The organism is Flavobacterium sp. LHD-85 (assembly GCF_030929595.1).
Taxonomy (GTDB): domain Bacteria; phylum Bacteroidota; class Bacteroidia; order Flavobacteriales; family Flavobacteriaceae; genus Flavobacterium.
In genome coordinates this window covers 15,433-35,416 of sequence record NZ_JAVFVR010000001.1, presented here as the reverse complement: position 1 = coordinate 35,416, position 19,984 = coordinate 15,433, and the positions used below count along the sequence as shown (strand labels likewise).

General features: G+C 34.4%; 16 protein-coding genes. 3 read left to right on the top strand and 13 right to left on the bottom strand.

Features of this window, described 5'->3' with window-relative positions; all coding sequences use genetic code 11:
- The first annotated feature begins 39 nt into the window (after positions 1-39).
- Positions 40-1,203 carry a LysM peptidoglycan-binding domain-containing protein gene (locus tag RB618_RS00145; protein WP_308066951.1) on the top strand — a complete coding sequence of 388 codons (1,164 nt, stop codon included), beginning with the start codon at positions 40-42 and terminating at the stop codon, positions 1,201-1,203.
- On the opposite strand, the gene RB618_RS00140 is transcribed toward RB618_RS00145, so the two are convergent.
- The 3 genes from RB618_RS00140 to RB618_RS00130 all read right to left on the bottom strand — a co-directional run bounded on the left by RB618_RS00140 (position 1,200) and on the right by RB618_RS00130 (position 4,177).
- Positions 1,200-1,589, bottom strand: coding sequence for a response regulator (locus RB618_RS00140; protein WP_308066950.1), 390 nt, complete (start codon positions 1,587-1,589; stop codon positions 1,200-1,202). The genes RB618_RS00145 and RB618_RS00140 overlap by 4 nt on opposite strands.
- Positions 1,579-3,003 (bottom strand): HAMP domain-containing sensor histidine kinase, encoded by a 1,425-nt coding sequence (locus tag RB618_RS00135; RefSeq protein WP_308066949.1) that lies wholly within the window; start codon positions 3,001-3,003, stop codon positions 1,579-1,581. The genes RB618_RS00140 and RB618_RS00135 overlap by 11 nt, the downstream gene beginning before the upstream one ends.
- A 415-nt stretch (positions 3,004-3,418) precedes the next feature.
- On the bottom strand, positions 3,419-4,177 hold the full coding sequence (locus tag RB618_RS00130) for a methyltransferase domain-containing protein (protein ID WP_308066948.1): 759 nt from the start codon (positions 4,175-4,177) through the stop codon (positions 3,419-3,421).
- 229 nt (positions 4,178-4,406) lie between these two features.
- Here RB618_RS00130 and RB618_RS00125 point away from each other — a divergent pair, with 229 nt between their 5' ends.
- A complete protein-coding gene (locus tag RB618_RS00125) occupies positions 4,407-5,816 on the top strand; it encodes an amino acid permease (RefSeq protein WP_308066947.1) in 1,410 nt (469 codons plus the stop codon).
- A gap of 68 nt (positions 5,817-5,884) precedes the next feature.
- Here the strand turns inward: RB618_RS00125 and RB618_RS00120 are convergent, their stop codons facing one another.
- The 6 genes from RB618_RS00120 to dinB all read right to left on the bottom strand — a co-directional run bounded on the left by RB618_RS00120 (position 5,885) and on the right by dinB (position 13,535).
- Positions 5,885-6,289: an MFS transporter gene (locus RB618_RS00120; RefSeq protein ID WP_308066946.1), complete on the bottom strand. Its 405-nt coding sequence runs from the start codon at positions 6,287-6,289 to the stop codon at positions 5,885-5,887.
- A gap of 158 nt (positions 6,290-6,447) precedes the next feature.
- Entirely contained in the window at positions 6,448-6,909 is a 462-nt protein-coding gene (locus tag RB618_RS00115; RefSeq protein ID WP_177210625.1) for a DUF1810 domain-containing protein, read from the bottom strand.
- Positions 6,910-7,066: 157 nt separating this feature from the next.
- Entirely contained in the window at positions 7,067-7,693 is a 627-nt protein-coding gene (locus RB618_RS00110; RefSeq protein WP_308066945.1) for an alpha-ketoglutarate-dependent dioxygenase AlkB, read from the bottom strand.
- A gap of 41 nt (positions 7,694-7,734) precedes the next feature.
- Complete coding sequence (locus RB618_RS00105) at positions 7,735-9,114, bottom strand: exonuclease domain-containing protein (RefSeq protein WP_308066944.1); 1,380 nt, start codon at positions 9,112-9,114, stop codon at positions 7,735-7,737.
- Positions 9,115-9,300: 186 nt separating this feature from the next.
- Positions 9,301-12,354, bottom strand: coding sequence for a DNA polymerase III subunit alpha (locus RB618_RS00100; RefSeq protein ID WP_308066943.1), 3,054 nt, complete (start codon positions 12,352-12,354; stop codon positions 9,301-9,303).
- Positions 12,354-13,535 (bottom strand): DNA polymerase IV, encoded by a 1,182-nt coding sequence (gene dinB / locus RB618_RS00095; protein WP_111376108.1) that lies wholly within the window; start codon positions 13,533-13,535, stop codon positions 12,354-12,356. Before dinB ends, RB618_RS00100 begins: the two co-directional genes overlap by 1 nt.
- 87 nt (positions 13,536-13,622) lie before the next feature.
- Between dinB and RB618_RS00090 the strand changes: the two genes are divergently transcribed.
- On the top strand, positions 13,623-14,396 hold the full coding sequence (locus tag RB618_RS00090) for a LexA family transcriptional regulator (RefSeq protein ID WP_308066942.1): 774 nt from the start codon (positions 13,623-13,625) through the stop codon (positions 14,394-14,396).
- A gap of 81 nt (positions 14,397-14,477) precedes the next feature.
- Here the strand turns inward: RB618_RS00090 and RB618_RS00085 are convergent, their stop codons facing one another.
- The 4 genes from RB618_RS00085 to RB618_RS00070 form a co-directional block, all read right to left on the bottom strand.
- The gene (locus RB618_RS00085) at positions 14,478-16,193 is read right to left on the bottom strand and encodes an ATP-binding protein (RefSeq protein WP_308066941.1); all 1,716 of its coding nucleotides are present in this window, start codon (positions 16,191-16,193) and stop codon (positions 14,478-14,480) included.
- A gap of 246 nt (positions 16,194-16,439) precedes the next feature.
- A complete protein-coding gene (locus RB618_RS00080) occupies positions 16,440-17,564 on the bottom strand; it encodes a sensor protein KdpD (protein WP_308066940.1) in 1,125 nt (374 codons plus the stop codon).
- A gap of 218 nt (positions 17,565-17,782) precedes the next feature.
- Complete coding sequence (locus RB618_RS00075; protein WP_308066939.1) at positions 17,783-18,862, bottom strand: porin; 1,080 nt, start codon at positions 18,860-18,862, stop codon at positions 17,783-17,785.
- 454 nt (positions 18,863-19,316) lie between these two features.
- Positions 19,317-19,868 (bottom strand): K(+)-transporting ATPase subunit C, encoded by a 552-nt coding sequence (locus RB618_RS00070; RefSeq protein ID WP_308066938.1) that lies wholly within the window; start codon positions 19,866-19,868, stop codon positions 19,317-19,319.
- Between the last annotated feature and the right edge of the window lie 116 nt (positions 19,869-19,984).

Sequence of the window (19,984 nt, the reverse complement as noted above, 5' to 3'; positions counted from 1 at the left end):
TAATATACAAAAAAGTGTAAAAACTTTAAGAAAGTGAGTATGGTTTATCGGTTAATAATAGTATTGTTTTTTTTCAGTGTTGGAGTCTTTGCGCAGGATAATTTTATCAAGCACAAAATTTCACAAGGAGATAACCTTTCTGTTATTGCTAAGAAATATGGAGTAAAAGTAAAAGACATTGCAGATGCAAATCCAAATGCTCCTAAAATATTAAAACTAAATTCAGTTCTTTTAATTCCGAATAAAAATAAAACTACTGCAAAGACAAAATCTAAAAATGTTGAAGTTGCAGATAATAATACCTCTTCTATAAATGCGTCAGGGACTCATGAAGTAGCTTCCAAAGAAACGCTTTGGGGAATTTCTAAAAAATATAATGTTTCTGTTGATGATCTAAAGAAAGCAAATCCATCGCTGGAAAGTGAAGGTTTAAAAATAGGACAGCAAATAAACATTCCTTCAAATAACGTGGCATCAGATATTAGTTCTTCAAGTGAAACTGCAGCTAATTCGGAAGTGGTTTCAACCGATGTGGAACTTTATAGAGAAGTTAAACCTAAAGAAACTAAATATGGTATTTCTAAAGAATATGGTATTACAGTTGCAGAGTTAGAACGCCAGAATCCATCAATTAAAGGAAAAGTGCCAGTTGGATATTTGTTGAAAATTCGTGTTCCGAAGGAAAAAGCAGATGCTATTCAGGCGGCAAAAACTTTACAAGAAGCTAATGTACAAGGAGAGGTTTCTTCTAGTCAAATAGCAGAAACTGCTCCAGAAATAAAAAGGGACTCAACTGTTGTTAGGACAGGGGACTATTCTTTATTAATTGATCAGCTTATTGCAAGCGCAACGGGTAATATTGGTATTAGATATAGATCGGGCGGAACAACAAAAGCAGGTTTCGACTGTTCGGGTTTAATGTTTTGTACTTTTGGCAATTTTGATATTAAACTGCCAAGAAGTTCAATTGAACAATCTCGAATAGGAACAAAAGTAGCTTCAGAAGAAGCTCAGAAAGGCGATTTAATTTTCTTTAGAACCAATGGCAGACGTCATATAAATCATGTGGGTATGGTTGTCGAAAATGTTGATGGTGAGATTAAATTCGTACATTCATCTACGCATGGAGGTGTGATGATTTCCTCAACAAAAGAGCCATATTATACAAGAGCTTTTTCTCAAGTAAATCGTGTTTTGAATTAAACTTGGAGAAAAGTATTTTTCAATATTTCTAATCTGAAAGGTTTTGTCCAAAAGTCAGATACATATTTGTTTTCTCTCACTTTTTTAATTTCATCACTATCCAAAGTTGAAGAGAGCACAAAAATTTCAATTTTCGCTTTTACATCTTCGGGAAGTCTGTCAAACTCTTCCAAAAACTCAAAACCATTCATAACAGGCATTTGAATGTCTAAAAGAATAATTAATGGATTTTGAATTTGATTTTTTAGAATCCAATTCATTCCTTCTTTTCCATTGTTAGCTATATAAACAGGATTAATATCAAGCCCTTTTTTCAACAGCTTTTTAGTGACAAATTGATCAATCAGATTGTCTTCTATAATTATAAATTGAGATCTATACGGCATATGAATTTGGTATTGTTACTATAAATTTGCTTCCAACACTGCTTTCTGAAAAAACAGAAATATCTCCTCTAATATTTTCAACAGCTTCCTTCACGATATATAATCCTAACCCCGAACCTTTGTTTTTATTTGTTCCAAAATACATGTCAAAAATATTAGCTTTATAATCGTCATGAATTCCGATTCCATTATCTGTTACTTCAAGTTTATTTTGGCCTTCGCTAAAATAAGTTTTTATCGTAATTAACATTTCTGGCTTATTGCAATCAGCATATTTTATAGCATTGGAAAGCAGATTGTTGATAATGATTTTTAAACGGAGTCCATCGCTTTCAATATGATCCACTAAAAGTTCCTGTGTGAATTTAATTCTGTTTGCATTTTCAATATGCATCAATTGCAGAATAGCTTCATTGCACAATTCTTTTAGGCTTACAGGTTCTATTATTATCTGTTTTCTCTTGTTTTTAGAGTAATCAATGATATCACTAATAAATTGATCTTGTCTAGCAAGACTTTGATGCATCATTTGTAAATAATTTCTAACCTGCTCCACATCATCTTCTAATGCTGTTATTTCGATAAGGCCTTTTAATGAAGTAATAGGAGATCTCAAATCGTGTGATGCACTGTAAACAAATCGATCTAATTCGCGATTTACGGTAATAAGGTTTTCATTTTTCATTTCTATTTCTTTTTTCGAAACTAATAGTCTTTTAACCATTATTGAATAATAAAGGCAAACACTGCAGACGATGACTAGAATGAAAAAGATATTTGTAATAATTAGTAAATCCTTTATTTTTCGAGTTCCTTCTCCTAATGTGTTTGAAAAATTACGTTCATTAACCGTTAATCGGTCGCTTATTGAACTTATTTGTTTTAAATATTTCTTCTGATCTTCAGCAGTCAGAATATTATGCTCAATTTTGGCGTTAATCTGCTGGCCAATAACAAATAAATCGAAAATTAGTTTATCTCCTTGTCCCCATTCATCTATAGCTTTAGATAAAAAGCTTACATGTTTAAAATTGTCAAACAGCCAGATAATATCGTCTAAATCATCTTCGTGATTTCGGCCAATTAAAAATCCCTTTCGAGCAATTTTATTATCTCCAGCTTTTAGGAGTGTAACTCTCGCGATTCCATCTCCTTGAGGCACTTTTAACTCTTCGAGGTACAATTTCCATTGTGTGGGGTTTTTGGTGAATAAATAGGTAATTAAATGTCTAGATGCATCTTTTTGTCCTTTAGAATAATGCGATTCCCCATTTACATAAGCTCTATTTGCTGATAAGATTTTAATAGTAAAAAAATTGATGCAGATTAATAATGCGCACGAAATGAAGACTATTAAAATAAGAATGAAAACATTTGGGAAACGAAAATTTTTTAAAGCTTGCAATTTAGACATAATCTTAAAATTAGTAGGTTGATAAAAATGTGCCTTTTGCGTGTTTTGCAAGTATGAATGAATAATTATGGGGAGAATTACTTCATGTTATCGTTAAACACTTGTTAATTTATTTTGCTGTTTGTAAATGCTCTTAAATTGATTCTCTCAAATATAATAAAATTTATCTTATGATTTTTGCAAAAAATATAATGCAGAACCAAAAATATTTTCATTCCAAATATTTTTGTTTAATCATTTGTTGGCTAATTATTTATGATTTAAAAGGGAATGTTTGTGTCAATTTTTTAAACTTTAGAACTTACTTTCTGATTGAGTTTTGAAAAGAAAAAGAGGAAAAAAAGGGATGTAAGGAATAAATAATTAGGTCTTGTTTTGTTTAAGGATTGCTATCTGGCTTTGTCACATTGTTTGATTAAAATTTAGCATAAATAATTAATCTTCTAAAGGCATAGATAGATGGCACAACAGGAAAATAAGCGTCTATTCTCTTCTTGAATTCCGTTGTTAATTCTGCAAATTCTTCTTCTTTTAATCTTTCTTGATATACCGTTAATGCAGATCCAGAAATAAAGTCGAAAAAATCATCTTTTTGATTAGAGATTATAGGATAAACTTTCTCATACAGAATCAAACCTGTGCTGCCATTTTCGAATAGGATTTTTGCGTATTCATCTAAAGTTAATACTGGTGAAGGGCGTGTCCAATTTTTGAGATAGGATGCAAACGGTTCTTCTTGAACCAATTGATAAAGTATTTTATTAAGAATATTTTCGTTTTGTTGAGGCATCTGAACAGCCAGTTGTCCGCCAAGGTTTAGACGGGAAATAATTTTAGGAAAGAGTTCATGATGATTGTCAATCCATTGTAAGGCGGCGTTGGAGAAGATTAAATCCCATTTGGTTTCTTCATTAATCTGTTCTAAAATAGCCTTTTCTTTAAATTCAAGATTTTCTTGTATTGGAGTTTTAGCCAACATTTCGGCAGAATTATCAATGCCAAGAACAGATGGATTTGTAAGTTTTTGATACAATTTTTTGGTCAGTTCTCCTGTTCCGCATCCAAGGTCTATAACTTTTAGATTTGGCTGGTCAATAATATGATTTGTTAGGTCATCAAAAGGTTTAGAACGCTCTTCTTTAAATTCGTTATATTTTTTTGGATCCCAAGTCATGATATTGTTTTTATTTTAAAAATAAGGAAAAATTTCCTTAATCCATTGTATAAATGATAGAAAGCTAGAGTGAAAAGGCCACCGGAAGAGATACACCAAAAAGATTTTTAATAAAGATTAAGGTTAAATCTTGATAAATATGACCTTTTTTAAGAATTTATAGAATTTATAATTTAAAGATTAAGATTTCAGAAAAAAGTATATCTTTAGCCAACCTAAACCAATAAAAATGCAAGAAAACGACCAAGAACATTTTAAAAGAGAACTCGGACTCTTAGACGGAACCATGCTTGTGGTTGGCTCTATGATCGGATCCGGGATATTTATTGTAAGTGCCGATATCGCTCGACAAGTAGGTTCGGCGGGATGGCTTACTTTAATCTGGCTTTTGTCAGGATTTATTACAGTTGTTGCAGCAGTTAGTTACGGCGAATTGAGTGCAATGTTTCCAAAAGCAGGAGGGCAGTATGTTTATCTGAAAGAAGCATATAACAAACTGATTGCTTTTCTATACGGATGGAGTTTTTTCGCAGTTATTCAGACTGGAACTATTGCGGCTGTAGGAGTGGCTTTTTCAAAATTTGCAGCTTATTTGTATGAACCATTAAGCGATGAAAATATTCTCTACGAACTGGGAGCTTTTAAACTCAATGCCGCTCAGCTCGTTTCAATTTTAACAATTATCATCCTAACTTTCATTAATAGCCGTGGAGTGAAAAACGGGAAAATTCTGCAAACCGTTTTAACCATAATTAAAATTTTATCGCTACTAGGCTTAGTTGTTTTTGGATTAACGCTTGCTGCGAAAGCTTCTGTTTGGGATGCAAACTGGGCAGACGGCTGGAGTACAAAAACATTTGACAAAGAAAGCGGATTGTGGTTGCCTATTAGCGGAACTGCTCTAATTTCTGGAATTTCAGCAGCAATGGTAGGATCATTATTCTCTAGTGATGCTTGGAATGGTGTGACTTTCATCGCGGGCGAAATTAAAAATCCTAAACGAAATGTTGGTCTTAGTCTGTTTCTAGGAACTTTTATTGTGACCTCTCTTTATGTTGTGACAAATCTTATGTATTTGGCTGTTGTTCCGTTTGATGAAATAGCAACAGCAAAGTTTGATCGTGTTGCAGTTGTGGCCTCAGATTATATTTTCGGGAATATTGGAGCACTTATTATTGCCATTATGATTATGATTTCGACTTTTGCTTGCAACAACGGATTAATTATGGCTGGTGCGAGAGTATATTATACGATGGCAAAAGATGGTTTGTTTTTCAAAAAAGCAGCTGTTTTAAATAGTTCGAGCGTTCCTGCTTGGGCACTTTGGGCGCAGTGTATTTGGGCTTCGGCTTTGTGCTTGACAGGGAAATATGGAGATTTGCTTGATTTTGTAATTATCATCGTATTGATTTTTTATATTCTAACCATCTACGGAATTTTTATTCTAAGAAAAAAGATGCCAGATGCAGAAAGACCTTATAAAGCATTCGGATATCCATTTTTGCCAATGCTATATATTGTTGTAGCGTCGGCAATTTGTATTGCGTTACTAATTACAAAATTCTCAACCTGCGGCTGGGGAGTGTTGATTATGTTAACTGGAATTCCAGTATACTATTTAACAAAACCAAGTGAATAATATTTTTAGATTCAATTGAAACTAAATAGAAAAGCATCTTGAAATCAAGATGCTTTTCTATTTTAAGTCTAATAATTAGATAAATCATTGGTTATTTTTTCTTCGGTAGGTCTTAGATAAAGAAGATAAACAATGAGTAGGATTCCGAATAGGATGAATTCGGGTTTTATAAATAATATCAAAAAAGCGGCGCCTTCAAGAACTGCCCATCGCATGATAGAAGCAGTTTGGTAAACAGGAAGTTTGTCTTCAAGTTTTAGTTTTGGGTCAATCTGTTTTAATTGTGCTTTAAATAATATACTGCTTAATACAAAGGCAAGAACTGGAATAATAAGATATAGTATCGAATTAGAATCGATAGCAGGAATGGTTAGTGTTTCTAACGAAATATCTCCTACAAGGAAATATATGACAATTGTTCCAGCACAAATGCCAAGATGGATGATTTGTAAAGTTTTGATTTTTTCATTCATAATTTGGTTTAGATTTGAGGTTGATTATGCAATTTAAGATTAATTCTTTTTAAATGAATGATTTATGTCTGAGTTTTACCAAACTGCGAAGTTTGCAAACAAAAAAAAGACACTATAATTAGTGTCTTTTAAATGTAAATAATCGTTGTAAACTCTAGTTATATTTCAACCGGTTCATCAACAGATTTTATAGTTGAATTAATAATAGACAAAGTAAGCGGATCGGTTTCTCCAGAGAAGAAAGCTTCCAAAATTTCCTGAAATATCGGATTTGCATTTTCTACCAATGAAAATAAAGTCATGCAAGAACGTAATTTTCGTGCATCTAAGTCACCAAAAATTCCATCAGCCGATTTCATCTTAAAGGTTAATAATAACTCTGAAATTTCAATCAAATGTTTTCCTAAAATAGGATGCTCCAAATAATCTGTAGCTTCTTTTAAATCATTAATGGCATAAAGATTTGCAGTATCACTTTTACCCAATCCTTTAATTTGAGGAAAAATAAACCACATCCAATGCGTCTCTTTTTTCCCTTTTCCGATTTCAGAAAGAGCAGTAAGATAAAGTTTGTTTTGCGCATCTAAGAAGCGCGCTAAATCGTTGTTTGAATAAGCCATTACGGTATTATATTTTTTTAAAAGGTTGCAAAAATAGTAAAAAAGGAAGGTTCAGCCTAATAAAACGTTCATACAATCAGTATTTTAACTTTTTTCGACAGAATTTTCCTCATGCGGATTAAGCTAATAAATCAGCTTGTTTTTAGTTCTGAATGCATTACGTATTACGTTGCGTTTGTCTGAATGTTAAATTTATTCTGGGTAAAACTTTACGTGCTGTTTTGGGCACATGATGCTGCCAAAAACTATTTGTAGTCCCCGCCATTAGTAAGAAAGATCCATGATGAAGCGGTATTTCAACCAGCGGAATATCCTTTCTAAATTTATGGCGAAGTTTAAACATTCGGGTTTCTCCAAAAGTGACAGATGCTATTATCGGATCTTTGCCAGAATTGTCTTCACGATCGCTGTGCCAGCCAACGCCATCTTTTCCGTTTCGGTATAAATTTAACAGAAGACTGTTAAAATCAAGCTGGGTTTCTTTCTCGACACGGCTTCTGATTTTTAACAATTCATACGTCCAGTCTGGTCCTTTTGGATCTGCTCCTTCGTTGTCTTTATCTTCGTACCACGCAATCATTCTAGGAACAGTATAGGTTTTATCATAAATTTCCATTTCATATTCTCTCCATTTGGTTTTGCGCAGTATTCTTTCATAAAAAGAATCTGATTCTTCTTTACTGAAGAAATTTTCAATCAGAATTAGTTCGCAATCTGGAAGATCAAATATTTTTTTACCTCCGTGTCCGGTGGTAAATAATTCGGTGTCGGTAAATAGTGTCATAATTTTGATTTTTTACAGCTCTATTTTTCTCTAATTTGATTTTAGACTAAGAAATGTTTTTTGAAGAATACTTTTCTTGGATGCTTTTCTGCATAAGAAAAAACCAGTTGTTCAATATATTGATTGCTTTTATAAGGCGTAACATAATTTTTTACATCCGAAGGCTCGTGAATCGAAACATCTGAAGGAAGATATCCCATGCCATAAAAATGCCCATTTTCAATCCAAATACAGCTGCGTTCTTCTTTTGATTTTCCTTTGTCGATAATGGCAAAAGTTGGTCTGTTGTTTAAGAGATAGTCAATCGCATTGTCAACTTGAGCGTTATGCATTATAGCATCGGGCAAACTTTGCGGATTATTATTATAGAAAAATTCTCCGTCTTCAGATTTTGAATATTTGCAGAAACGATGATCGATTTCAAAACGTTCGGCAAGGCTTCTAAGTAAATTGATCCCTTCATGCAAACTGCTGAATTCATGAATACAGACTTGAAACTTGCTCACTTTGCCAATAGCAAGATATTTATAACCATTTCTCGCTTCATATTGATAAATGCCAAATTTAGCTTCAAAACGTTTTAAAGCCCTATTATAAGTCGGCCAGAGTTTTTTGATTTCTGTACATTCTAAAAGAAGCGCCATTAATTCGGTAGCGCAGACTTCAAAAGAAATTCCGTGAATATCTCTTAAAAAGTGCTGTCTCTGCGGATTGATATTATTACCGCTGAAATGAGAAGAAACGCGTTTCTTTAAATTAATCGCTTTTCCAACATAAATCACTTTTTTCGCCTGATTATAAAAATAATATACTCCAGGTTTATCGGGTAAATTATTAAAGTCATCTGGCGGCAGATTTGGTGGAAGACGCTGATCTTGTGCTGTTTTTTTGATCATTTTTTCGATTTCTCCGGCATCGTCCCATTCTAATAAAAGCGAAAATAGGAGAGCAGTAGCATCGGCATCTCCACCCGCACGATGTCTGTTTTCTAAATTGATATTTAAAGAATTGCAAAGATTTCCTAAACTATAAGAACCCAATCCCGGTTTGATCTTTCTGGCAGCACGAACGGTGCAAAGTTTTTTAGCAGACCATTTAAAACCTGACTGTTCCAACTGATGATGAACGAATGAATAATCGAAATTGACATTGTGTGCAACGAAAATACGATCAGTAAGCATTTCTAATACTTTCTCTGAAATATCATCAAAGATTGGTGCATTAGCTACCATTTCGTTATTAATGCCTGTTAATCCAAAAATAGAAGGAGGAATTTCCTGTTGAGGATTTACAAGTGTTTCATAACGATCCAGTACATTTTTACCATCATGAATAATGATCGCAATTTCTGTAATGCGACTGCCACTGGCATTTCCGCCTGTGGTTTCAATATCTACTATAGCATATTCCGTATTTTTCATCTTTATATAACGTAAGTTCTTCTTTGGTTATTTTTAATTTAACACATAGAAACATAGATTTTCTTTGTGGTTAAAGGCGTTTCACTTGTATTAATACACATAGTGACTATGTGTTAAAAGCGAGCTTTTTTTTATTGTTCTTTTATCAAGTAAAAAAAACTATGTTTCTATGTGTTTAAATAATTTTTAAAACTTCATTCTATGTCTCGGCAAATTAATTTCATGTCCTTGCGGATAAGGCGCTCGATGCGTCAAACTAACATCTTCTTTTATCTGACTTTGTGTTCTATACTGATCTTTAGCATCCATATAACGCGGATCTGGAATAAAAGGCATTTTGGCCATTTTGAGAATCGTAATAGTCGGAAAATGATAATCAACCTCAACATTTCCTAACAATAAGTAACAGCCTCCGCCCTGAAATGGATATTTTTCTAAACTGTCAGGAAAATGTGCGGTGTCAAAATAGGTACCTTCATGATCGATCCAAGTTCCAAAATACATGGTTCCTTTTTTGGTCGGGACGTGTTTTCTGGAAATCAAATAAGCCAGCATTCTGACTTGTTTTTTATGATATTGAACTAAATCTTTAGCCATTACATCACCGCGATGTTTAGTTTGTAAAAGATCAAAAACAGTACAGGAAACAGGAAAACTCAACAGCTCGATTTCGTCAAAAGCATCTTCAAAAACAGAGCGTTCCAATGTTGGAAGTTTGTATTCTTTAACAGGTTCTTGCAAAAGTTTTAAATCTCTGTTTTCAGGTTTAAAATTGTTCAGCAATAAACTAGCAATTACCAAAAGCTGATTTTTAGTTTTTCCGGTAAAACGAAAAGCATCAATAAAAATCAGGGTTTTAACGCCTTCGATCCCAATTGGAATTCGGGTGATAAAATCTTCTAAAGAAACATAATTGCCATTTTTATTTCGGTTTTCTTCAATCAAATGAGCAATTTTAGATTCCAGACTTTGAATGTGCATAAAACCGAGATAAATATCGGTTCCGTATAAAGTAGTCTGATATTCGCTTTTATTTACGCAAGGATTATGAATCGTTCCGCCAGACATTCTCGCTTCGTGCACATACACTTCGGTTCTGTAAAATCCGCCTTGATTGTTGATTACTGCGGTCATAAATTCAACAGGATAATTAACTTTCAGATACAAACTCTGATAACTTTCAACCGCATAAGAAGCCGAATGTGCTTTGCAGAAAGAATATCCTGCGAAAGATTCAATCTGACGATAAATTTCCTGACTTAAAGCTTCTGGATGTCCTTTTTGAGCACAGCAAGCAAAGAAATTATCTTTTACTTTTTGCAACGCTTCAAGTGATCTTCCTTTTCCCGACATAGCACGGCGCAGAATATCTCCATCTGCAGCAGGAAGTCCGCCGTAATGCTGAGCGATTTTAATCACATCTTCTTGATAGACCATAATACCATAAGTTTCGCCAAGCTGTTCTCTGAAAACATCGTGAAAATATTCAAACTGAGTTGGGTTATTATGGCGAAAAATATACTCTTTCATCATTCCCGATTGTGCAACGCCAGGACGAATAATAGACGACGCGGCAACCAGAATTTTATAATTGTCACAATTTAAACGACGCAGTAAACCACGCATAGCAGGACTTTCGATATAAAAACAGCCAATTGTATGTCCTTTTGCCAAATAAGAATTGCAAACGGCTTCATCTTTAGAAATTGAAGTATCGCGAATATTAACTTTTATTCCTTGGTTTTTGGCAATTAGTTTTACGCTGTCATCAATATGGCCAATACCACGCTGACTTAAAATATCAAATTTATCAAAACCAATTTCTTCGGCAATATGCATATCAAAAAGTACAATAGGAAAACCTTTTGGAGGCATTTCCAGTGGCGTATAGTTGGTAATGGGCTCTTCAGAAATTAGAATTCCACACGCATGCATACTTCGTTGATTAGGATATTTTTCCAATAACATTCCATATTGCTGCACCAGTTTTACGATTTTATTGGTTTCATGCAAAGCCATTGGATTTTTAGCCAGCATATCGAGTTCTTCTTTTGGAAGTCCAAAAACTTTTCCAACTTCTCTAAAAATAGATCGATATTTAAATTCGACGTTCGTACCGCAAAAAGCAACGTGATCTTTGCCGTATTTTTTGAAGATATATTCTAAAATGGTATTGCGTTCCTGCCAACTCCAGTCAATATCAAAATCTGGAGGAGTTTTACGGTTGAGGTTTAAAAAACGTTCAAAATACAAATCCAGTTCAATTGGACAGATATCGGTAATTCCGAGACAATAGGCAATGATGCTGTTGGCACCGCTTCCGCGACCAATGTGCATAAAACCTTGGCTATTGCTATATTGAATAATATCCCAAGTAATTAAAAAATAACCGCTGAATTCTAATTCATCAATAACTTTTAATTCTTTTTCTACGCGGGCTTTTGCTTCAATATTTTCATTTCCGTAACGTTTTTCAAATCCTTCCCAAGCCAATTCTGTCAGTTTTTCTAAATCTTGCTGACGGTTTTCAGTATAGAATTTTTTATTTCTTTTAGCCGAAAAGTCATATTGAAAATTACACTTCTCAATGATACGCTTTGTATTTAAAATGATTTCAGGATATTTTTCATAGAATGGCAGAATCGATTCTATAGGTTTCATCACATCAGAAACTTTACAATAATCTGCTTCTGTAAGCTTCGATAAAATAATATTCGTATCAATAGCGCGAAGCACTTTATGCAGATTGTATTCTTTTTTACTTCTAAAAGTTACAGGCTGTAAAATCACCATTTTGGAGATTTTATTTTTATGTTTTGAAGTCAGAAGACTCGAAACTTCTTCAGGACGAACTCCGATAAATTCATTTTCAAAAAGTGTTTCTGGAGCATTTTCTAAAGTATAAATCACAAAAACCGATTTAAACTCGGGCGCGATTAAAGGCAAAGTTTCTCCGCTGAAATTATGTTTAGTCAAAAAAGCATTCATTTCGGCTAATCCTTCCGCATTTTGTGCCAGACCAATATATCGGAATTCGTGATTGCATCGAAATTCCATTCCAACCAAAGGTTTGATTCCTTTTTTCTGACACACTTTTATAAAATCATAAATTCCGGTAACAGTATTAATATCCGTCAATGCCATTGCTTTTATACCATGTAAAACTGCTTCAGCAATCAATTCCTTAAGCGGAATTGTGCCGTAACGTAATGAATGATAAGAATGGCAATTGAGGTACATTATTTCTTGCGTTTTAAAATTTCGTCTTTCGTATTCGGTTTAAAATGAGCTCCGGCACAGCGCATTACGGCATCAAAACCATAACGGCTTTTCATTTTGTCCATCGCTTCATAAAGTGATAACATTTCCTGAGTGTCTTCAAAAAGGTCAATTTGATAGGTTCCGCGCACCAATCCGCTAAAGCGAACACCAATCAAACGCAGACGCATACGACGCTGATAGACCTTCTCGAAAAGTTCTATTACATTTTTGGTCAGAATATGATCAGCAGAGGTATAAGCTACTCGGCATTGTTTGGTTTCGGTATCAAAATTGGCGTAACGTATTTTGACCGTAACAGTTGAAGTCAGCCATTGTTCGGCACGAAGCTGAAAAGCCAGTTTTTCGACCATTCCTAATAATATTCTTCTCAGTTTAGCAAGATCGATAGTGTCTTGCGAAAAAGTCGTTTCAGTCGAAATTGATTTTCTTTCTGTATAAGGTTCAACAGGTGTGTGATCGATTCCGTGTGCTTTTTTCCAAAGTTCCAAACCATTTTTACCAATCATCTGCTGTAAAACCTCAGCAGGCATTTCTGCCAAAGTTTGAATTTTGCGAACGCCAATTCTAGATAAAAGCTGAAAAGTCACAGCGCCTACCATCGGGATTTTCTGAATTGAAAGCGGATTTAAGAAGTCTTGAACTTTTTGTTCCGGAATTTCAAGATTTCCAACTGGTTTGCCTTCGCCGGTAGCAATTTTAGAAACGGTTTTATTGATGGATAATGAAAAACTAATTGGAAGTCCTGTTTCTTTAATGACTTTCTGTGCCAGTTCGTTTGTCCATTTATAACTGCCATGAAATTTATCCATTCCGGTAATGTCCATATAAAATTCATCGATACTCGCTTTTTCTAAAACAGGCGCTTTTTCTTGAAGAATTTCGGTAACATCATGAGAAAGTTGCGAATATAATTCCATGTCGCCTTTCATCACTTTTGCGTCTGGACAAAGTTTTAATGCCATACGAATTGGCATGGCAGAACGCACTCCATATTTTCGGGCTTCATACGAACAAGATGCCACAACACCGCGGTCTCCGCCACCTATAATAAGCGGAATTCCGTTGAGTTCTGAGTTGGTGCGTCTTTCGCAGGATACAAAAAAGGTATCCAGATCCATATGTACAATTGCCCGTGCCATTTTCCTTTTGTTTTTGTATGAAACAAAATTAGTACAGATAATAACATTTTTTGTATATTTGCTGTTCCAAATTATAACAAATTAATTATGTCCTTATTTTCAGACAACATCAGAGCATTAAGGGTTAAGCATAAAATATCACAGGAGAAATTAGCTGAAAACCTTAGTATTACCCGAGGAAGATACGTGAAATACGAAGACGGAACTTCGGAAGCACCGTATGACATTTTAAAGAAGATTGCATTATATTTCCATATGAGTATCGACTTAATATTATCTGTTGATATACGCAAAATTGATGTGCAAAATTTGATAAAACTAGAAGGGAACCGACTTATTCTGCCTATTCAAGTGGATAGTTTTGGAGAAAATTATATCGAAATTGTATCTCAAAAAGCAAAAGCAGGTTATCTTAACGGATATGCTGATCCAGAATATATTGAAAGTTTACAGCAGATTACACTTCCGTTTTTAGGACCAGGAAAACATCGCGGATTTCCTGTTGAAGGAGATTCGATGCCTCCGCATGAAGATGGTTCTATTATTATTGGCCGTTATGTAGAAAAACTAGGAGAGGTGATGGACGGCAAAACCTATATTCTGATTACCAAAAGTGAAGGAATGGTTTACAAACGTCTCAATAAAAACAAAAAGAATAGTTTGGTTTTAGAATCTGATAATAGTTTTTATCCAAATTATGAAGTGAAAGCTTCTGATATTTTGGAGATTTGGGAATACGAATGCAACATCGGCCGTTCGGATAAAAAACAAGAAATATCGGAAACTGGAGCAATGAAAGATTTGCTTTTAGAATTGAAACGTGAAGTTCGAGAAATTAAGAATAATACTTCGAATACATAACAAGAGTTTGCCACGAAGGCGCTAAGACACAAAGCTATTTAAAAAACTTTGTGGCTTAGCGCTTTTGTAACAAAAAAAAATCTAAACCTTCAACGAAAACCAAAACGTACTTCCTAATCCCAAATTACTCTCAACCCCAACACTTCCATTTTGAGCTTCGATAAATTCTTTGCTAATCGCTAATCCCAATCCTGTTCCAGATTTTTGACTGCCCGGAACCTGAAAATATTTATCGAAAACTTTGCCTTTGTATCTTGTATCAATTCCTTTTCCAGTATCAATAACCTGAAAAACCATTTGATTATTTTCTTCTTTTAATTTGATGAGAATTGTACTTTTTTCAGACGAATATCTAATGGCGTTTGATAAATAATTTATTAAAACCCAGCCAGTTTTTTCGGCATCGGCTTTTACGTTTTTGAGGTTTTCATCGGCATCAACGACTAATTGAATCTGTTTTTGATCGGCTTGGACTTTTACAGCTTCAACAGCATATTTTACAATTTCGTGCGGATTGCTTTTTCCAATATTCAGCTGAATATTTCCTGTTTCCAATTGTGATAAATTCAACAATTCTCCCGTGATTTTCAACAATCGCTGACTGTCATCTTTTATACTTTCAACCAATTGTTTCTGATCGTCGTTCATATTACCCGTTTTTCCATTTTCAAGCAATTGAAGACTTAGTTTTATAGAAGCAATTGGAGTTTTTAATTCGTGTGAGACGGTGGCAATAAAATTGGTTTTAGCAAAATCCAGTTCTTTAAAAAGCGTAATATTTCGCAAAATAATTACATCACCAATATTAATTTCTTTTTCTTCGCCAGTTGGCGTTATGGTTATGTTGTGAATCTCTTTTTCGAAATAACTTTCTTTTCCGTGAGCAAAAATTTTGAGAGGCTGTTTTTTCGGAATTTCCCCTTCTTTAAGAATCAAAGAGCGAATCAAATCATTCGAAATGGCTAATTCAGAAGTAGGTTTTCCAATGATGTCTTCCGATTTTAGACCGATAATTTTCAGTGCTTCATCATTCACAAACAAAACAATTCCTTCGTTGTCCAAACCAATAATAGGATCGTTCATATTATTAATTAGCGTTTCCAGTCGTTTCTTCTCAAAAAGAAGTTTATAAACATTGCTGTCATGATATTCTTCGAGTTTTTGCGCCATCGTATTGAATGATTTGGCAAGATCTCCAAATTCGCTATGACTCGTAAAATGAACACGTTCTGAGTAGTTTTTATTGGCAATTTCTTTAATACTCAGCGTTAACTCTCTAATCGGATTTGCAATATTATTAGGCAGATTAACCAACAAATTAAAAGCAATCAGAAAACATAAACTTCCTACAATAGCGATTGACAAATTAGCCGTTTCGGCCGAATGTTTGGCGATGTCGCTTTTCTGTTTTATGGCGTCAAGATTCAGCTTCATAATCGCAAAAATGTCTTGACGAATCTGCACTTTTACAGCTTCATCTGGATTGTTTTGGGCTAAAAGGGCAAAACTGGCTTTCAGTTTTTCAGTCGCTTGTTTTTCGCCTGGTTCAGTAATATTTTGAGTCTGCTTTTCGAGATTTTCCTCAAAACTCTGAATCGTTTCCTTTGAACCCGCTTTTATTCCATCCAAAGCAAGAATCATATTTCTGGAATATTCCAGTGTATTGTAATTGGATTTCAGAATATTCTCAGTGTCCTGCTTAATCAGAAAAACAGAATAAGCACTCACTAGCGAGAGAATGATGATCATTAAAAATAATAATCCAACTCCCAGATTCAATTTGGTTTTAATTCTCATTTTATAAAACATTTATTTTTTTTGAACCATATAAGTTATATAAGTTCATTTAAAAACTGTGCTTAAAATTTAACCGCAAAGAGCGCTAAGGTTTCGCAAAGCGCGCAAAGGTTAGATTAAAAGCTTTGCGTCTTTGCGAGCAAAAAACTCTAGCGAACTTTGCGTAAAAACCTTGCGACCTTTGCGGTTAAGCTTCAACGCCTCGAATTTAAATGAACTTATATAACTTATATGGTTTAAAAATTTTCAAGACAAAATAACAAGATCAACGTTCGACAAAGACAATTTGTTGAGCAAACGTCTGAAAATTGTTGTAGACAAAATTACTTTAAACAAATTAAAATGTGGTTTTCCAATGCACACAGTTGTAATTTGTTTTTCCTCTACTGTTGTTAAAATAGCATCTGTAATATTTGAATTTTCTAATTTAATAACTTCAGCACCCAATTGTACTGCGAGTTTAAAGTTATTAATTAAATGCCTTTGTTTGTCAAGTGCAATTCTGTTACTACTTTCTTTAGGTGTTTCTACATACAAAACATACCACGATCCGTTGTAATAGCTCGCTAATCTTGCAGCTTTTCTAATTATAATTTTGGCTGTTTTTTCATTACTGCTAATACATGCCAATAATTTTTCATGTCGTAAAGCATGCAGATTTGGAACTTCACTTTCCACTTTTCGTACCACCTGACTCGCTACTTCTTTCAAAGCCAATTCACGCAATTGCAGAATTTGTTCCGATTTAAAAAAGTTCGCTAAGGCAGTCGGAATTTTATCTGCCGTATAAATTTTTCCTTCTTTCAGTCGGGCAATCAAATCTTCTGATGTCAAATCGATATTCACTACCTCATCGGCCAGACGCAAAACATTGTCGGGAATTCTTTCTTGAACATCGATATTGGTAATACGTTTTACATCTTCATTTAAACTCTCAATATGTTGAATATTGACAGCCGAAATTACATTAATTCCAGCATCCAAAATCTCCAGAACATCCTGCCAGCGTTTTTCGTTTTTGCTTCCTTCAATGTTTGTATGCGCCAATTCATCAACAATAACCACTTCTGGTCTAAGGTTGATGATGGCTTGAACATCGAGTTCTTCGAGTTCTTTTCCTTTATAAAAAATAGTCCGCCTCGGAATAATCGGAAGACCAGCTAAGAGTTCATGCGTTTCCTTTCGCATGTGCGTTTCGATGTAACCAATTTTTACATCGATTCCGTTTTTCAATAACGAATGCGCTTCCTGAAGCATACGAAAAGTTTTGCCCACACCGGCACTCATTCCAATGTAGATTTTAAACTTCCCCTTTCGTGATTTCTGAATTAAATCGAGAAAGTGCTGTGCGTTATTATTTTCGTTTTCCATAATTTTTGCCACGAAGGCGCTAAGTCACAAAGTTTTTTTTTAAAGCCACAGATTACACAGATTAGAAGGATTTTTTTTTAGCCGCGAATTACACAAATTTGCACAAATTTTTATTTAATATAATTCGTGAAAATTTGTGTAATTCGTGGCAAATAAATCTACACAAAGACATTTAAAAATCCCTTTAATCTGTGTAATCTGTGGCAAGAAATATTCCCCTAAAAACTAATCGCCAGCGAAGTCGTTACAAACGTATTCGTATCCGTTGGAAGATTATCTTTATTTGTGAAGATTTGATCTTTGCTTGAAAGATTTCTGGCTTCAATTCTAAACATAACATTATCAGTAACTAAGTAATCAAAGTTAGCTGAAAAGCCGTAAGTTTTAAATCCGTTTGGAGTTTCAGTTGCAATGATTACACCTTTTTCGTCGCTGTAATATTCACCACGCGCTGCAAGCTGAATTTTATCAGTCGGTTTGTATTGTAAAATCAAAACAGGCGAAAACCAAGTATCATATTTATCACTTCCTTTAGCCGATTGCTGTGATCCAATGTCAAAACCAGCCGTTACATTTGTTTTCTCTGTTACTTTAAACTGTCCGTAGAAGTTATTAAAATAACGCCATTTTTTGTCGATATCCGGCTGCTCATTTCCAACATAAGTACTCCAGTTCAACGTAACCCGATCAGATGGTTTGTAGGTAACCTGAGTTCCAAAAGCTGGTGTCTGATTTCCTTCTACTTTCTCAATTCTCTGCCAGCCGTTTAAGTACATACCAGCTATATACCATTCTCCAGATTCAGATGTGTAACCAATTTTAACTCCTGCTTCATAATAAGGAGAATTCTCAGCCAGAATACTTCTTGATAGCGTTTGACAATCTTTTCCAATAGCACTTTCAAAACCAATGTGAGCTGGCATAATCCCTGCATCAATCCATAAATTATGGCTTTTCGAAATTTTCACACCTACATTTGCCTCGTATATATTTTTCAGCAAACCCTGTTCTGCCGACATATTATATTCAGCATACGTTCCGGCCATTAAAGCAAAGTTTCCACGAACATTTTCTTTCGTATAATTTACTTTTGCCAAACCTAAATTGATGTTTACTTCATTACTTTTATTAAAGTTATAAAAAAAGCTTGGGCGAGTATGATTTTCGGGTTGTCCAAAATCATAGCTATAATAGGTTTCTACATATCCTGAAAACGTAAGAGGACTTTTTGATTCTTCTTGTGCGTGTAAATTGCCATAACCAAAAGCGATTAAAGCAGTAAGTATTATTTTTTTCATTTTTGTGGTATTCAATTATTTATTAAGTAGATTTTTTAGGAGCTATTTCCCGCTATTCGTTTCAATCTTTTGTGCCGAACCCCGGCACAAAAGGATTTCCACTACTATCGGGGCTAGGGCATTTGGGGTAAAAAAGGCGTTTTTGTATTATAATATTTTCATATCCTAACAGGTTTTCAAAACCTGTTAGGTATTTATTGTAAGTTTAGTTTTTAGATTCCAATTCTTGCATTTTTTGTCATCCCTAAGAACGAGGGATCTCCGCAAGTAGCTCGACAAAGATTGGCGATCATGCAGACAGAGTTTCGAGTGTGATTCTTCGTTCCTCAGGATGACAATTACACGGTTACTTCATGATAATACTTGATGCAGATTTTTCATGCCTACAAGGTTTTGAAAACCTTGCAGGATAAAAGCCTTAGAACCTTAGCGACTCAGAACCTCAGAACCTCTTCTAGCGAAGCTGATCCAAAGCCACATTCAATTCCAAAACATTAACAGTTTCAGGACCAACAACAGCCGAATTAATTTTAGATTCTACTAAAGCTTTTACTTTCGCTTCAGCTAAATTTCGCTCTTTAGCAATTCGTTTCACCTGAATCAAAGCGCCTTGCGGAGAAACATTCGGATCTAAACCGCTTCCTGAAGCTGTAACCATATCAGCTGGAATTTCAGATTTTTTCAAGTACGGATGAACCAATAAAAGCGTATCAATTCTTTTTTGAACCAAAGCTAGATATTCAGCATTGCTTGGGCCTTTATTGCTTCCGGCACTTCCCGCCGCATTATAATCAACAGCCGAAGGCCTTCCCCAGAAATAATTTGATTTATCGAACTTTTGTCCGATTTTTTGATAACCAACGACTTTTCCGTTAACCGAAATAGTTTCTCCTTTTCCTTGATTTGGAGCCATTTGTGCAATTCCGTAAATCGCTAAAGGATAAATAACTGCGAACAAGATTAATGTAGCGACAGTAAGTTTTATGAGTGAAAATAGATTTTTCATTTTTTTGAAGATTCTAAGAGACTAAGTTGCTAAGGTTCTAAGTTTTTTTAGAAAGCTTAGCAAATCGAAGTCATGTTTTTATTTGAGTTTTCGTAAACCCGACAGGTTTTTAAAAC

What these genes read in the sequence shown, in the direction of transcription:
- RB618_RS00145 (WP_308066951.1), top strand. Translation starts at nt 40, where the DNA reads ATGGTTTATCGGTTAATAATAGTATTGTTTTTTTTCAGTGTTGGAGTC.
- RB618_RS00140 (WP_308066950.1), bottom strand. Translation starts at nt 1,589, where the DNA reads ATGCCGTATAGATCTCAATTTATAATTATAGAAGACAATCTGATTGAT.
- RB618_RS00135 (WP_308066949.1), bottom strand. Translation starts at nt 3,003, where the DNA reads ATGTCTAAATTGCAAGCTTTAAAAAATTTTCGTTTCCCAAATGTTTTC.
- RB618_RS00130 (WP_308066948.1), bottom strand. Translation starts at nt 4,177, where the DNA reads ATGACTTGGGATCCAAAAAAATATAACGAATTTAAAGAAGAGCGTTCT.
- RB618_RS00125 (WP_308066947.1), top strand. Translation starts at nt 4,407, where the DNA reads ATGCAAGAAAACGACCAAGAACATTTTAAAAGAGAACTCGGACTCTTA.
- RB618_RS00120 (WP_308066946.1), bottom strand. Translation starts at nt 6,289, where the DNA reads ATGAATGAAAAAATCAAAACTTTACAAATCATCCATCTTGGCATTTGT.
- RB618_RS00115 (WP_177210625.1), bottom strand. Translation starts at nt 6,909, where the DNA reads ATGGCTTATTCAAACAACGATTTAGCGCGCTTCTTAGATGCGCAAAAC.
- RB618_RS00110 (WP_308066945.1), bottom strand. Translation starts at nt 7,693, where the DNA reads ATGACACTATTTACCGACACCGAATTATTTACCACCGGACACGGAGGT.
- RB618_RS00105 (WP_308066944.1), bottom strand. Translation starts at nt 9,114, where the DNA reads ATGAAAAATACGGAATATGCTATAGTAGATATTGAAACCACAGGCGGA.
- RB618_RS00100 (WP_308066943.1), bottom strand. Translation starts at nt 12,354, where the DNA reads ATGTACCTCAATTGCCATTCTTATCATTCATTACGTTACGGCACAATT.
- dinB (WP_111376108.1), bottom strand. Translation starts at nt 13,535, where the DNA reads ATGGCACGGGCAATTGTACATATGGATCTGGATACCTTTTTTGTATCC.
- RB618_RS00090 (WP_308066942.1), top strand. Translation starts at nt 13,623, where the DNA reads ATGTCCTTATTTTCAGACAACATCAGAGCATTAAGGGTTAAGCATAAA.
- RB618_RS00085 (WP_308066941.1), bottom strand. Translation starts at nt 16,193, where the DNA reads ATGAGAATTAAAACCAAATTGAATCTGGGAGTTGGATTATTATTTTTA.
- RB618_RS00080 (WP_308066940.1), bottom strand. Translation starts at nt 17,564, where the DNA reads ATGGAAAACGAAAATAATAACGCACAGCACTTTCTCGATTTAATTCAG.
- RB618_RS00075 (WP_308066939.1), bottom strand. Translation starts at nt 18,862, where the DNA reads ATGAAAAAAATAATACTTACTGCTTTAATCGCTTTTGGTTATGGCAAT.
- RB618_RS00070 (WP_308066938.1), bottom strand. Translation starts at nt 19,868, where the DNA reads ATGAAAAATCTATTTTCACTCATAAAACTTACTGTCGCTACATTAATC.